14 protein-coding genes are annotated in these 12,359 nt (G+C 63.7%); 9 read left to right on the forward strand and 5 right to left on the reverse strand.

All coding sequences use genetic code 11. The annotated features are described in order from the left end of the window. The first annotated feature begins 200 nt into the window (after positions 1–200). Together JNB71_RS12650 and JNB71_RS12655 are read left to right on the forward strand one after the other, a co-directional pair. Positions 201–635 (forward strand): DUF5330 domain-containing protein, encoded by a 435-nt coding sequence (locus tag JNB71_RS12650; protein ID WP_220372108.1) that lies wholly within the window; start codon positions 201–203, stop codon positions 633–635. Between the two features lie 207 nt (positions 636–842). Then, positions 843–1,262 carry a SufE family protein gene (locus JNB71_RS12655; protein WP_220372267.1) on the forward strand — a complete coding sequence of 140 codons (420 nt, stop codon included), beginning with the start codon at positions 843–845 and terminating at the stop codon, positions 1,260–1,262. Between the two features lie 22 nt (positions 1,263–1,284). On the opposite strand, the gene JNB71_RS12660 is transcribed toward JNB71_RS12655, so the two are convergent. The 3 genes from JNB71_RS12660 to JNB71_RS12670 form a co-directional block, all read right to left on the reverse strand. Next, a complete protein-coding gene (locus tag JNB71_RS12660) occupies positions 1,285–1,830 on the reverse strand; it encodes a DUF1254 domain-containing protein (RefSeq protein ID WP_220372109.1) in 546 nt (181 codons plus the stop codon). Beyond that, on the reverse strand, positions 1,823–2,410 hold the full coding sequence (locus tag JNB71_RS12665) for a DUF1214 domain-containing protein (RefSeq protein WP_220372110.1): 588 nt from the start codon (positions 2,408–2,410) through the stop codon (positions 1,823–1,825). Before JNB71_RS12665 ends, JNB71_RS12660 begins: the two co-directional genes overlap by 8 nt. 397 nt (positions 2,411–2,807) lie before the next feature. Then, on the reverse strand, positions 2,808–5,027 hold the full coding sequence (locus JNB71_RS12670; RefSeq protein ID WP_220372268.1) for a transglycosylase domain-containing protein: 2,220 nt from the start codon (positions 5,025–5,027) through the stop codon (positions 2,808–2,810). 316 nt (positions 5,028–5,343) lie between these two features. Between JNB71_RS12670 and JNB71_RS12675 the strand changes: the two genes are divergently transcribed. Then, positions 5,344–5,811 (forward strand): YcgN family cysteine cluster protein, encoded by a 468-nt coding sequence (locus JNB71_RS12675; protein WP_220372111.1) that lies wholly within the window; start codon positions 5,344–5,346, stop codon positions 5,809–5,811. Position 5,812: 1 nt separating this feature from the next. Here the strand turns inward: JNB71_RS12675 and JNB71_RS12680 are convergent, their stop codons facing one another. Beyond that, the gene (locus JNB71_RS12680; protein WP_220372112.1) at positions 5,813–6,172 is read right to left on the reverse strand and encodes an MmcQ/YjbR family DNA-binding protein; all 360 of its coding nucleotides are present in this window, start codon (positions 6,170–6,172) and stop codon (positions 5,813–5,815) included. 253 nt (positions 6,173–6,425) lie between these two features. Between JNB71_RS12680 and JNB71_RS12685 the strand changes: the two genes are divergently transcribed. Together JNB71_RS12685 and JNB71_RS12690 are read left to right on the forward strand one after the other, a co-directional pair. Next, the gene (locus JNB71_RS12685) at positions 6,426–7,031 is read left to right on the forward strand and encodes a hypothetical protein (RefSeq protein ID WP_220372113.1); all 606 of its coding nucleotides are present in this window, start codon (positions 6,426–6,428) and stop codon (positions 7,029–7,031) included. 391 nt (positions 7,032–7,422) lie between these two features. Then, complete coding sequence (locus JNB71_RS12690) at positions 7,423–8,733, forward strand: DNA-packaging protein (RefSeq protein WP_223215844.1); 1,311 nt, start codon at positions 7,423–7,425, stop codon at positions 8,731–8,733. A 583-nt stretch (positions 8,734–9,316) separates the two neighbouring features. Here the strand turns inward: JNB71_RS12690 and JNB71_RS12695 are convergent. Continuing rightward, the gene (locus tag JNB71_RS12695) at positions 9,317–9,466 is read right to left on the reverse strand and encodes a hypothetical protein (RefSeq protein WP_220372114.1); all 150 of its coding nucleotides are present in this window, start codon (positions 9,464–9,466) and stop codon (positions 9,317–9,319) included. A 180-nt stretch (positions 9,467–9,646) separates the two neighbouring features. Here JNB71_RS12695 and JNB71_RS12700 point away from each other — a divergent pair, with 180 nt between their 5' ends. The 4 genes from JNB71_RS12700 to JNB71_RS12715 all read left to right on the forward strand — a co-directional run bounded on the left by JNB71_RS12700 (position 9,647) and on the right by JNB71_RS12715 (position 12,261). After that, entirely contained in the window at positions 9,647–10,279 is a 633-nt protein-coding gene (locus tag JNB71_RS12700) for a hypothetical protein (RefSeq protein WP_346657258.1), read from the forward strand. 199 nt (positions 10,280–10,478) lie between these two features. Further along, positions 10,479–11,630, forward strand: coding sequence for a phage portal protein (locus tag JNB71_RS12705; RefSeq protein WP_220372116.1), 1,152 nt, complete (start codon positions 10,479–10,481; stop codon positions 11,628–11,630). A gap of 56 nt (positions 11,631–11,686) precedes the next feature. After that, on the forward strand, positions 11,687–11,947 hold the full coding sequence (locus tag JNB71_RS12710; protein WP_220372117.1) for a CopG family ribbon-helix-helix protein: 261 nt from the start codon (positions 11,687–11,689) through the stop codon (positions 11,945–11,947). Next, positions 11,947–12,261, forward strand: a complete 315-nt coding sequence (locus tag JNB71_RS12715; RefSeq protein WP_220372118.1) for a type II toxin-antitoxin system RelE/ParE family toxin — start codon at positions 11,947–11,949, stop codon at positions 12,259–12,261. Before JNB71_RS12710 ends, JNB71_RS12715 begins: the two co-directional genes overlap by 1 nt. Positions 12,262–12,359: the final 98 nt, after the last annotated feature.

The raw sequence follows: 12,359 nt of genomic DNA on the forward strand, positions 1-12,359 counted from the left end.
CGTAAAATGCACATAAAATGCGGTTCAAATGCCGATATCGACAATTTTACGAAAAGACGGTGCAAATGCGAACGGTTTTGGCAAAGGCATGTTCTAAATCCCCTCCTAAGGTGTGATGACAAGGCGCCAGGAAGCGAATCCGGCAAAGACCGGACGTCCGGCGCCGGACCAATGGCCGGACCAAAGGATTGGGCAAAACAATGTGGTTTCTGATCAAGGGAACATTCTGGTTTTCGCTGGTGCTGGTGCTTCTGCCGTTCCTCGACCCGTCGAGCAGCGCGACGCTTGACAAGGGGCCGAAGGTCGATGTCGGCGACACGATGTCGGCTGCCACGGAGGCCTTCGGCTATATCAGCGCGCTCTGCGTCGAGAAGCCGGATGTCTGCGAAAAGGGCGCGCAAACCTTCGTGGCACTCGGCCACCGCGCCCGCGAAGGCGCAAAGATCGCCTATCTCTTCCTCGACCAGCAATTCGCCGAACCCAGCGACACGGTGACGACCGGCACCATCACCGCGGCCGACCCGGCGGCGGCTGTCACGGCTGAAGAACCGGCCGGCGCGCAAGCAGAGCCCGTCTTCAACAGGATACCCGTGCCGGAGAAGCGCCTCGAACCGAAAATGGTACCGGCGAAATAAACCGCGCCGGTTCGGCCTTCATGACTGCCTGAACGGCGTTTAAACGCCGTCGTGAGCAACGCCCATCCCTCACGGCCTTTCTTTCGACCGTCGCCTGTGCCGGCCAAACCATGGATCGATTGCGGAACGAGGTGTTTTCTAAAAGCGCTTCACACTCCTCGGCATCGCGCCTATATGAAGGGCATGGACCAGGTGAACACATCGCGGATCACGCCGCTTGCCGAAATCATCGACAATTGCTCCTATCTGGACGATTGGCAGGACCGCATGAGCTATGTCATCGAGCTCGGCCGCAAGCTGCCGGAGATGCCTGAGGAGAAGCGCACGGCCGAGGCCAAGGTGCAGGGCTGCGCCAGCCAGGTCTGGCTCGTCACCCATGCCGACAGCGCAAGCGATCCGATCCTCACCTTCGAAGGGGAATCGGACGCCCATATCGTGCGCGGCCTCGTCGCCATCGTGCTGTCGATCTTTTCCGGCAAGCCTGCCTCGGACATCCTCAAGATCGACGCGCTCGACCTGTTCGGCCGCATGGGCCTGATCGAGTATCTGACCGCCCAGCGCGCCAACGGCCTGCGCTCGATGATCAAGCGCATCAAGGACGAGGCTGGCCGCCGGCTGTCGGCATAGGCCAGGCCAACGATTTCGTGCCTCAGCGGCGGAACGGCTCGCAGCTCGATTCGGCGAGAAAATTGCGCGCGGGCTCCTGGAAACTGTCGGTCGGGGCGAGTGCCCGCAACACGGCGTAACCTTCCTCCTCCGGCATTTCGACCATGATCGACTGGGCGAGGCTTTCTGACGGCGTTTTTCTGAGGTCGACCAGCTGGATCGGCGTCGCTAGGACCAGATCGAGATTGCCGTTGACGGCGGTGTGGTCGTTCATGCTGAAAATCTCGTTGGAATTCGCGTCGTAGATCGATAGCGACCAGAAGGGGACCGAACCCTTGGCGAGGAACCGGGCGGGGCCGGAACTCACCGAAAAGCCGCAGACGGCAACGCGCAGGAACGGATCCTCATTGGCAAGGCCGGTCGTTCCCGGCTCATTGCCGAGCGCGAAGAAACTGTCCATCTCGTAGAGACCGAGCACCCGGCTATAGGCATCCTTGCCGGTGAATTGCGGCAGTGCAAGCACGATGACGATGTGCAGCAGTGCTGCGCCGACGAGGCCGACGAGGATGGCGAAGAGAACGCTACGCATCCGCGCACCCCGTCTTGACGATCTTCGGCATGGCGAGATCGATGAGGCCCGAGGAACCGGCGGTTGGCGTGTCGAGCAGCGTCAATACCAGCTTGAAGGCGCCCATGCGGCGGACCGCCAGCCAGTTATCGGGCTGCGCGACCGGGGAGACGTGGATGATGAAGGAACTGTCCGGCCGTCTGAGAACGGTCCAGGCATTGATCGCGCCCGGAAGCGCCGGATCGGTCTTCATCGGCTGGTCGTTGGCAGTGGTCGCATAGAGCGTCCAGAAACGGGCGGGCGGCGTGACGCCGGTGATATCGTAGGTGCAGCCGGAGGAAAGCTTCTGACCGTCGCTGTCGATGGATGCGGTGAACTGCAGGCCTTCGGCACCGCCATAGAGCAGCTTTCCCGCCCGCGCCCGGTGCGCCTTGGCATAAGGATCGGCATTTGCCGTCTGCGCATCCGGAAAGGCGACCCAGGGTCCAAGCGCGATCGCCCCGAAACCGACGGTCGCCTTCAGGGCGGAGACGGTCGAGACGATGCCGACGCCGAAGGCGACGCACAGGGCAAGGGCAACAAGGAGGGGGATGCGGAACAAGAGAGGCTACCGGGGAATCTGGGGGATTTGCGGGGAACGCGACGGTTTCGAAAATGCGGAACGATACCCCCCTCTGTCACTGCGTGACATCTCCCCCTCAAGGGGGGAGATTGGCCGGAGCAAGCTGCACCTTGCCGGTTGCACACGAAGCCATAGCGCTTGCCGCAAGCTCTGTCGCCGCCGTTCTGGCAAAAGGACCGCCGCCTCCGATCTCCCCCCTTGAGGGGGAGATGTCACGCAGTGACAGAGGGGGGTGAGCGGCGAATTGCCGAGTTGCCCACAGAGCGGATTACACCAAGCATACATCACGTGAACGCTCCCGCGCCGAACACGCAGTGACAGAGGGGGGTGACCTGAGGAGAGACCTGTCATTCCGGCTGCAACGGAAGAGAAAACGTCAGCGCCCCGCATTGCGCCCTCCCTTGACGATCTCGCCGGTGCGTTGCGGGTCGATTACCGCGACCTTGCCGGGCAGGTCGGTGGGCGCCGCCTTCAGGGGAGGCGTGGTGTTGAATTTCTCGGCGATCGATTTCAACAGTCGGGTGACGTCGGACGACAGCGAGCGTGGGCGCACGAGCGGCGGCAGCGCGTTTTCGTCCTCGGGCTTGTTGGCGGCGACCTGCGCCTCCTTCTTCCTGGTATCGGGGCCCGGCAGCGGGTTTTCGATGCCGGGGATGGCGCGATGCTCGATGCCCTGCTCGGCATAATCCATCAGCCGCTTGAAGGTCATGGCCGGCAACGAGCCGCCGGTCATGTTGTTGGTCGACGTGTAGTCGTCATTGCCGAACCAGACGGCGGTCGTGTAATCGCCGGTGAAGCCGACGAACCAGGCGTCGCGATAGGCCTGCGTCGTGCCGGTCTTGCCGCCGACGACGATGCCGTTGTCGAGGGCCGCCTTGCGGGCGGTGCCGATGATCGGGATCTGGGTCAGCATGAAGTTCATGTTGGCATTGGCTTCTTCGCTCACGACCCGCCTGGCCGGTGGCGCGTCGCGGCTGAAGTCGTAGAGGATGTCGCCGTCGTAATTGAGGATCTGGCTGATGCCGTGGCGGCGGGCCTCAAGGCCGCCGGCGGGGAAGACGGCGTAGGCGGTCGCCTGATCGAGGACCGTGACTTCCGAGGTGCCGAGCGGCATGGTCTTGTCGGTGCGGATCGGGGTTTCGACGCCCATCTTTCTGGCGGTGGCGGCGATGATCTCGGTGCCGAGCTCGTCCTTGGCGAGGCGGACGGGCACGGTGTTGATCGACTTGGCGATGGCGGTCAGCAGCGTGACGCGGCCGGAATAGCTGCGGGCGTAGTTCTGCGGCGACCAGCCCCGCCAGGTGACCGGCGCGTCGCTGATCACCGAGTCCGGCTTGAAGCCTTTTTCCATCGCGGCTGTGTAGGTGTAGACCTTGAACGACGAGCCCGGCTGGCGCAGCGCCTTGGTGGCGCGGTTGAACTGGCTTTCGCCATAGTCCCTGCCGCCGACCATGGCGCGCACGGCGCCGCCGTTTTCGATCATCACCATGGCGCCCTGCTTGACCTTGTAGCTTTCGCCATATTGCCGAAGACTGGATTCGACGGATTCCTCGGCTGCCTGCTGCAGTCCCATGTCGATCGTCGTACGCACGATGAGCGAATGCTGGGCAAAGGGCGCGGCGATGCGCTGCACCTCGTCGAAGGCCCAGTCGAGGAAGAAGTCGGGGGCCTGGACCTGGGCGCGGTCGATGACGGTCGCCGGATTGAGGCGGGCGGCGATCACCTGGCCCTCGGTCATCAGGCCGCCCTGAACGAGGTTGGTCAGGACCTCGTTGGCGCGGGCACGGGCGGCCGGCAGGTTGACATGCGGCGCATAGCGCGCCGGCGCCTTGAACAGGCCGGCAAGCATGGCGCTTTCGGCCAGATTGATATCGGTGATGTTCTTGCCGAAATAGAACTGCGAGGCGGCGGCTGCGCCAAACGTGCCGCCACCCATATAGGCGCGGTCGAGATAGAGCCGGAGGATCTCCTTCTTCGAAAGGTTGCATTCCAGCCAGACGGCGAGGAAGGCTTCCTTGATCTTGCGCTCGATGGTGCGCTCGTTCGACAGGAACAGGTTCTTGGCGAGCTGCTGAGTGAGCGTCGAGCCGCCCTGGACGACGCCGCCGGCGCGGGCGTTCTCGGAAATGGCGCGCGAAAGGCCGAGGAAGTCGATGCCGTAATGATCGAAGAAGCGGCGGTCCTCGGTCGCCAGCACCGCCTTGATCAGCGTATCGGGCAATTCGTCGATCGGCACGGAATCTTCGTGGATGATGCCGCGATGGCCGATCTCGTTGCCGTAGCGGTCAAGGAAGGTGACGGCAAAATCGCTCTGCGCGCGCCAGTTGCCCTTGGTCTCCTCGAAGGCCGGCAGCGCCAGCGCCAGCATCAGCACGGAGCCGGCGGTGCCCCAGGTCATGCATTCGCCGAGCACCTCGAACAGCGCCTTCTTCCAGCCGCGCACGGTAAAGCGCCGGAAGAAGATGGTGATGTCCTCCCACCAGACGCCGAGGCGGAAGCCGGCATTCCAGACGGTGGAATCGATCCAGCTGTCGATGCGCAGCAGGATATGACGCTTCCTCGGGCGGTCCTGCTGCGGGACGCGGTCCTCCTCCATCCGGTTGTCGTCTTCGCGTGGATTGTGCACGGCGGTCTCGCAGCTACTGTAGTGCCCCCGGGGCGATATTTGCATGAGTGCCCCCGGGGCGATATTTGCATGGGGCGGGTTTCTATTCTACGGCGATATCGATAATGAGCCTTAAAAAACCGGCAATCTTTTGTAAAATGTCACGAGAGCCGGGTGATTTCAGGTCGCATCGATTTGAAATCTGAATCCGCTCTAGAATCAAAGGTATAGAGCATGATGTCGTCCGAAAACCGCAAACACTTTTCGGCATCATGCTCTAGATCAAACGCAGGAAAGTATCAGGATCATGGGCGCCGAGCCCTTCTGGAAGATGAAAAGCCTGGCCGAAATGACGAATGCGGAGTGGGAAAGCCTCTGCGACGGCTGCGGGCTCTGTTGCCTCAACAAGCTGGAGGACTGGGACACGGGCGAGGTCGCCTGGACCAATATCGGCTGCACGCTGCTCGACGGCGAGAGCTGTCGCTGCAAGGACTATCCGAACCGGCAGGCGACCGTGCCCGACTGCATCCAGCTGACGCCGGAGGAGGTCGACACGCTGAGCTGGCTGCCGCCGACCTGCGCCTACCGGCTGGTGCGCGACGGGCACGATCTCTACTGGTGGCACCCGCTGGTGTCCGGAGACCCGGAGACGGTGCACCAGGCCGGCATTTCGGCGCGCGGCCGCACCGTGTCGGAGGATGACGTCGATGTCGAGGATTTCGAGGACTATCTGGTCGACTGGCCGCTGACGGTGGAGGCCGAGGCAAAACGGTAGGCTATTCGGCAAGCTGCTCGGATTGCTGCAGGGTTTCCTCGATCTTCTGCAGGGTCTTCGGGGCGACGTTGCGCCAGGCGGTTTCCATCACGTGGTCGATGATGTCTTCGTCGGCATCGGCGAACCAGACGGAGGTCCAGCCCTTCTCGCCCCAGCCGCCCGGGACGGCGGCACAGACGCCGGGCTCGGTTTCGAGAAGCATCTTCTGCTGATCGGGGGTGAACTTGAAAACGGCCCGACCGGCTTCCGGCAGGGACATGAAGATACGCTTGCCAACGCGGAAGTCGCGTTTGCCGAAATGGGCGCTTTCGACCGCGCCTGGCAGGCTCAGAGCCCGCTTTTCCAAGTCCTCGGCTCTCATGCCGGAAAGAGTATCACGCCTCGTTCAATGTGCAAAATTACGAAAAATTGTCAGGAATAGGAAAATAATCCTTGACGGCGTCACGGTGGTTTGATAGGGTTACGGTACAGTCGGAGAAGTGCGGGTGGGATGGCGGCTTCGCTCTCTTCGTAAGCGTCACCCCACCCCCGGAGCTTGGCTCCCACCCTATCCTCAAGGGGGAGGGTGGCGACACCGCCATCAGCGTAACGACGCTGTTTTCAAGGACATTGCCATGACGTCTGATCTGGATTTCGATCCGGAGCTCTTCGGTTTCTGGTCGAAGGCGCCGGTCTATGATGGCTTGCGGCCGGGCGGCGAGGCGGAACTTGAGGCGCTGGCGCGGCACGTCATTCTCGACAGGAAGGCCGAGAGCACCTCGCTCGACGACCTGCAGGACATGCTGAACGGCATGACCAAGGAACTGCGCGAACAGATGCAGCAGTTCCAGCGGCTGCGCGAGGCGGCGCGCGAGCGGGAGACCGGGGCCGAGGGCGACATCGACCGCAAGCTGATTCAGGCCGACGCCAAGGCGAGCATCGAGGCGATGTCGCTGATCGTGCGGACGCTGGAAAAGATCGACAGCCTGCAGAGGACGATTACGCATGACAGGCAGGTCCAGGCAGAAGCCGCCTTCGACGAGGAAGCGTATGAAACCTTCGTTGCCGAAATCGAGCTTGGCATCGAAGCGCGCGTCGATGCCCGCCTCTCCAGCCGTGCCGGACCGAACAAGAGCGCCGATGATGACGGCGGGGGCGCCCGACGCAGCCTCGGCACCGCCGGCGACAGCCCGCCCGGAACTGCGCAAGGACCGGCTTCGGACGAAGAAAGGGTGCCTTAAGATCGGGAAGATCACGGCGGAGTTCATCTACGGCGCGCAGGGGATCGACGCCGATTTCCGCCGCGCAACCGGGACGCTGCAGGGGATACTCGACCGGGCAGGTGCGCGAACGCTGCAGACGGAAACCAATGCGGTGTGCTCCGGAGATGACATTTCGAACGTTTCGACCCCTCACTGCCCTGCCGGGCATCTCCCGCTCAAGGGGGGAGATCGGCACGAGGCCGGCCGCTCGCTCCCTGACTTACTCTTCGAGGCGGAGATGCCACGAAGCGGCGGCGGGGGCGCGCAAGAACGCCATCGATCTCCGTACGAAAATGGGCCCGTGCCCGATGCGACCGGGCGCGAGGAACCGGATGGCCCGGCCGCAAGCGTTCAGACTTCACTGCCGGCGATGGCGCAAGACGGGGCGGACTCGGGCGGAAGTCCCGCGCCGGGGCGTCTCGTGAGGCCGCCGTCCTCCGCTATCCGCACCGCCGAACGGGCGTTCCTCCTTCGCTACCGCCGGGACTGGCGGCGTTTGTGCCGCGCCGAGCAAAGGCCGCCGCCGGGCGAGTGGCGGGTCTGGCTCCTGATGGGCGGGCGCGGCTCGGGCAAGACGCGGGCGGGCGCCGAATGGGTGCAGCAACTGGCGGGCGCGCGGCCGGGTTTGCGGATCGCGCTGGTGGCAGAGACGCTGGGCGACGCACGCGAGGTGATGATCGACGGCGTTTCCGGCATCTGCCGGATCGCCTGGAAGAACCGGCCGGAATTCGAGGCATCGCGGCGCAGGCTCGTCTGGCCGAACGGCACGGTGGCGCAGATCTTTTCCTCCGAGGACCCGGAAAGCCTGCGCGGGCCGCAGTTCGACTATGCCTGGTGCGACGAACTCGGCAAATGGAAACACGGGCAGGAAACATGGGACATGCTGCAGTTTGCCTTGAGGCTGGGCAGCGATCCGCGGGCGCTGGTGACGACGACGCCGCGGCCGGTGCCGGTGCTGAAGGCGCTGATCGCCGATCCCGGCACGGCGACCTGCAGGATCCGCACCAGCGACAATGCCGCAAACCTGGCGCCGGGATTTCTCGACGCCATGGCCGGGCGTTATGGCGGCACGCGACTGGGGCGACAGGAACTCGACGGGGAGATGATCGAGGATCGCGACGACGCGCTCTGGTCGCGCTCGGCGATCGAGGCATTGAAACTGCGCGACGCCGGGCCGCTCGGCCGCATCGTCGTCGCGGTCGATCCGCCCTCAGGCGTCGGCCGGGACTCCTGTTGCGGTATCATTGTGGCAGGGCTCGACCGGACCGGGCGCGGCGTCGTCCTGGCGGACTGCTCGGTCGAGGGCGCGAGCCCGGCCGGATGGGCGGGTGCCGTGGTCAAGGCCTATCGCCGCTTCGATGCCGACCGGATCGTGGCCGAGGTCAACCAGGGCGGCGACATGGTGCAGGCGGTGCTGAAGGGCATCGACGCCGGGCTGCCGGTGACGGCGGTGAGGGCCTCGCGCGGAAAATGGCTGCGAGCCGAACCGGTTGCAGCGCTCTACGAGCAGGGGCGGGTGGTGCATGCCGGCTCGTTTCCGGCGCTCGAGGACCAGATGTGCGATTTCGGGCCGGACGGGCTGTCATCGGGACGCTCGCCGGACCGGCTCGATGCGCTGGTCTGGGCGCTGACGGCGCTGATGCTGGAAGGCGGCGGCGAACCGCGAGTCAGGGGGATTTGACGGTGCTAGCAAAGTGAACTGACAAGAGCGCTTGCGAATTATCCCTGTCACGTCGCGATATCTCTCCTTGAGAGGGGCGCCACATATGGAGCGAAGGCGGTTGCGACCGTCTCCCTCTTCTCCCCAGCGGGGAGAAGTGCCGAGCGTATGCGAGGCGATGAGGGGCGGCAATTTCAGCGCCAGCCGGCCCCCTCATCCGGCGCTTCGCGCCACCTTCTGGGGAGAAGAGGGAGCAAGCCGCAATAGCTCTATCCTTGAGGGGATGTCGCAACGAGCTGCGGGGGATGATCCATTGCGTGTCGCGGAAGGTCACCCCACCCCGGAGCTTCGCTCCGACCCTCCCCCAAGGGGAGGTGGACGCGCGATTATTTGCGCGGCGTGACGGTGGACGGTTTGGGGCTGGCCGCGGCGCTTTCGCGCATCTGGCGCCATTCGCTTTCGAGGCGTTCGAACTGGGCCTGGGAAATTGGCTGGGCCGGCATGGGCATCCTCTCCTTGATATTTGCAACGTCCGGTAACGGTGGCGGCGCCGAAAGGTTCCGTGCTCAGCGCCGCTGGCGGTCAAAAAACAGGGATGGAAGGATCAGCGCTTGTCGTCGGTGCCGGTGGGCAGCTTTTGCGTGGAGGAGGCGTTGATGCGCATCTGCTGCCAGACGTTTTCGAAGCGGTCAAGGATATGCTGTGGAACGGTCGCGCGGGTGGCGTCGGCCGGGATCTTGGTCTCTGCGTTCATGCGAACCTCCTCGATGAAAGGGCAATATCATCTTGCCATCTTCAAATTCCACATCGCGAAGGCAAAGTAAATCAGCAGATTAAACGGATTAAACGATTTAAATTAGTTCAATCGATTTAGCGTCACGACTTTTTTCAACATGATCATGGCGTCGGAGGAAGACCAGCGGTGGATCGGACGGTGTTTTTCAAAGCAGTACGTGCATCACTCTTCGACGGTGCCTTGAAGCGGGGCCAGGTGGATGGACTGGCGGCGATTCTCGATCGCTGGGCGCGGATGCCGGAGCCGGCCGACAGGCGCTGGCTCGCCTATATGCTGGCCACGGCACATCACGAGACGGGCCGGACGATGCAGCCTGTGCGCGAAACCTTCGCCACGAGCGACGAGCGGGCGATCGCCATTCTGGAGGCGCAGTTTCGCAAGGGCGGACTGCCTTCGGTGTCGACGCCCTATTGGCGGCGCGACGGCGAGGGCAAGAGCTGGCTCGGGCGCGGGCTGGTGCAACTGACGCACAGGGTCAACTACGCGACGATGGCGCAGGCGACAGGGATCGACCTGCTCACCCATCCGGAGCGGGCGATGGAGCTCACGGTCGCCGTCGATATCCTGTTTGCCGGCATGCAGAGCGGGGCCTTTACCGGCAAGAGGCTTTCCGACTATTTCTCTCTTTCGCGAGACTGCTGGACGGGCGCGCGGCGGATCATCAACGGCCGCGACAAGGCGGAGCTGGTGGCGAGCTACGGCCGGCGGTATCTCGCAGCGCTCCGGCTCGCATCGGGCGTGCCGCCGGCGGTCGGCCGGTCTGCTGTTTAAGGCACTGTGCGTCGAATGATGCCACCGTGCTGCCCCTCATCCGGCCTGCCGGCCACCTTCTCCCCGTCAAAACGGGTAGAAGGGACAAGCGGCAAACTCCGCGTTTCCCTCTCCCCGCCTGCGGGGAGAGGGGCAGGGGTGAGGGGCAAGCGGGAAGCGCTTCCTTGTCAACCCATCGGTATATTCGAGGATCGAGACAATGAAACATCCATTTCGTCTGCCGTGGCGGCGCGCGGCAGAGAGCGAGCGCGTGGCCGAAACCAAGGCCGTGTCCGGCTTCATCGCGATTGCGCATGAGGGGCGGGCGCACTGGACCGGGCGGTCCTATGCGGCACTGGCGCGCGAGGGCTTCATGAGGAACCCGGTGGCGCACCGGGCGGTAAGGCTGATTTCGGAAGCGGCGGCAGCGGTGCCGCTGCTGCTTTACGAAGGAACCGGGGAGCGAAGCGAGCACCCATTGCTTTCGCTCCTGGCGCGGCCCAACGGCCGCATGGCCGGGGTCGATTTCCTGGAGACGCTCTACGGCCACCTGCTGCTCTCCGGCAATGCCTATGTCGATGCGGTCATCATCGGCGAAGAACTGCGCGAACTGCATCTCTTACGGCCGGACCGGGTAAGCATCCGCGAAGGACGGGACGGCTGGCCGGAGGCCTATGACTACCGGGTCGGCAACCATCTCAGGCGGATCGCGGCGGGTGAGGGCGGGCTCCTGCACCTCAGGCTCTTTCACCCGCTCGACGATCATCTCGGATTTCCGCCGCTTGCGGCAGCGCAGATGGCGCTCGATCTCTCCAATGCGGCGGCGACCTGGAACAAGTCGCTGCTCGACAATTCGGCCAGGCCTTCGGGAGCGCTCGTCTATCAGCCGAAGGAGGGCGGCAATCTGTCCGCCGACCAGTATGACCGGCTGAAGACGGAGCTCGACGAGGGCTATTCCGGGCCGATCAGGGCTGGGCGGCCGCTCTTGCTCGAAGGCGGGCTCGACTGGAAGGCGATGGGGCTTTCGCCGAAGGACATGGATTTCGTCGAGGCGAAGAACGGCGCGGCACGCGATATCGCGCTCGCCTTCGGCGTGCCGCCGATGCTGATCGGCATTCCCGGGGACAACACCTATGCCAACTACCAGGAGGCCAACCGGGCCTTTTACCGGCTGACGGTGCTGCCGTTGATCGGCCGCACCGCCTCGGCGCTCTCCGGCTGGCTGTCGGCGCGGTTCGGCGAGACGCTGAAACTGGTGCCGGATCTCGACCAGGTGACGGGGTTGACGGGGGAGCGCAGCGACGTCTGGGCCAGGGTGAAGGACGCGGATTTCCTGACCGACGAGGAGAAGCGGCAGGCGGTGGGGTATTGAGGGCCGGGATGATCACTGATATTTTGTTATACGGCGTATAACAAATGGAGGCGATGATGACAAAGCCTGTTCTGTCCGATCCGATCGCGCTGCGTCTGCCGGTCGATATCCTCGCCGATATCGAGACAATCGCCGCAACGGCCGAACGATCCCGTAGCTGGGTGATGGTTCGGGCCCTGCGTTACTATCTTCTCAACGAAGGTGCAGACATTCTGGAGATCGCACAAGGTCTCCAAGATGTGAAAGAGGGCAAGGTCCATGACGAGGACGTTGTTCTGAACGAACTCGATCGCCTTGCTGAAGACGACGCCGCCTGATGAAGGTCCGCTTTTCCGATCGAGCTCTGGCTTATCTCAGGTCGGAGCAAACCTATCTCGGGCGTTTTGACAAAAGGGCGGCGAGGGCGACGGCACGGCAGATCAGGAAGGCCGCAGAGATTATCGGTGACTATCCCCATGCTGGAGAGGCGATGCCGATGATACCGGGTGTGCGGCGTTATGTGTCGGCGCCTTATATCCTGGACTATGTCGAGACTGGCGGCGCGATTGTGATCCTTGCCATTCGGCACGGACGGCAGAATCCGCGCGTCCCGGATCAAAACGATGAGCTGCCGGACGATTTCGAGGCGTAGCGGCGTGCGCTGAGCCCTAACCGAGTTCCTGGTTTATCAATGGCTTGCGTGCGCGACCTCACGCCGACTGCTCGGCATTGATTCAATGAGTGAAGCGA

It is taken from the genome of Rhizobium herbae, from assembly GCF_019511375.1.
Taxonomy (GTDB): Bacteria; Pseudomonadota; Alphaproteobacteria; order Rhizobiales; family Rhizobiaceae; genus Pararhizobium; species Pararhizobium herbae_A.

Bases quoted from the DNA above. Each gene is read 5' to 3' on its own strand.
- JNB71_RS12695 (WP_220372114.1), bottom strand. From the start codon at position 9,466: ATGAACGCAGAGACCAAGATCCCGGCCGACGCCACCCGCGCGACCGTT.
- JNB71_RS12650 (WP_220372108.1), top strand. From the start codon at position 201: ATGTGGTTTCTGATCAAGGGAACATTCTGGTTTTCGCTGGTGCTGGTG.
- JNB71_RS12705 (WP_220372116.1), top strand. From the start codon at position 10,479: ATGAAACATCCATTTCGTCTGCCGTGGCGGCGCGCGGCAGAGAGCGAG.
- JNB71_RS12710 (WP_220372117.1), top strand. From the start codon at position 11,687: ATGACAAAGCCTGTTCTGTCCGATCCGATCGCGCTGCGTCTGCCGGTC.
- JNB71_RS12685 (WP_220372113.1), top strand. From the start codon at position 6,426: ATGACGTCTGATCTGGATTTCGATCCGGAGCTCTTCGGTTTCTGGTCG.
- JNB71_RS12670 (WP_220372268.1), bottom strand. From the start codon at position 5,027: ATGGAGGAGGACCGCGTCCCGCAGCAGGACCGCCCGAGGAAGCGTCAT.
- JNB71_RS12715 (WP_220372118.1), top strand. From the start codon at position 11,947: ATGAAGGTCCGCTTTTCCGATCGAGCTCTGGCTTATCTCAGGTCGGAG.
- JNB71_RS12675 (WP_220372111.1), top strand. From the start codon at position 5,344: ATGGGCGCCGAGCCCTTCTGGAAGATGAAAAGCCTGGCCGAAATGACG.
- JNB71_RS12660 (WP_220372109.1), bottom strand. From the start codon at position 1,830: ATGCGTAGCGTTCTCTTCGCCATCCTCGTCGGCCTCGTCGGCGCAGCA.
- JNB71_RS12690 (WP_223215844.1), top strand. From the start codon at position 7,423: ATGGCGCAAGACGGGGCGGACTCGGGCGGAAGTCCCGCGCCGGGGCGT.
- JNB71_RS12680 (WP_220372112.1), bottom strand. From the start codon at position 6,172: ATGAGAGCCGAGGACTTGGAAAAGCGGGCTCTGAGCCTGCCAGGCGCG.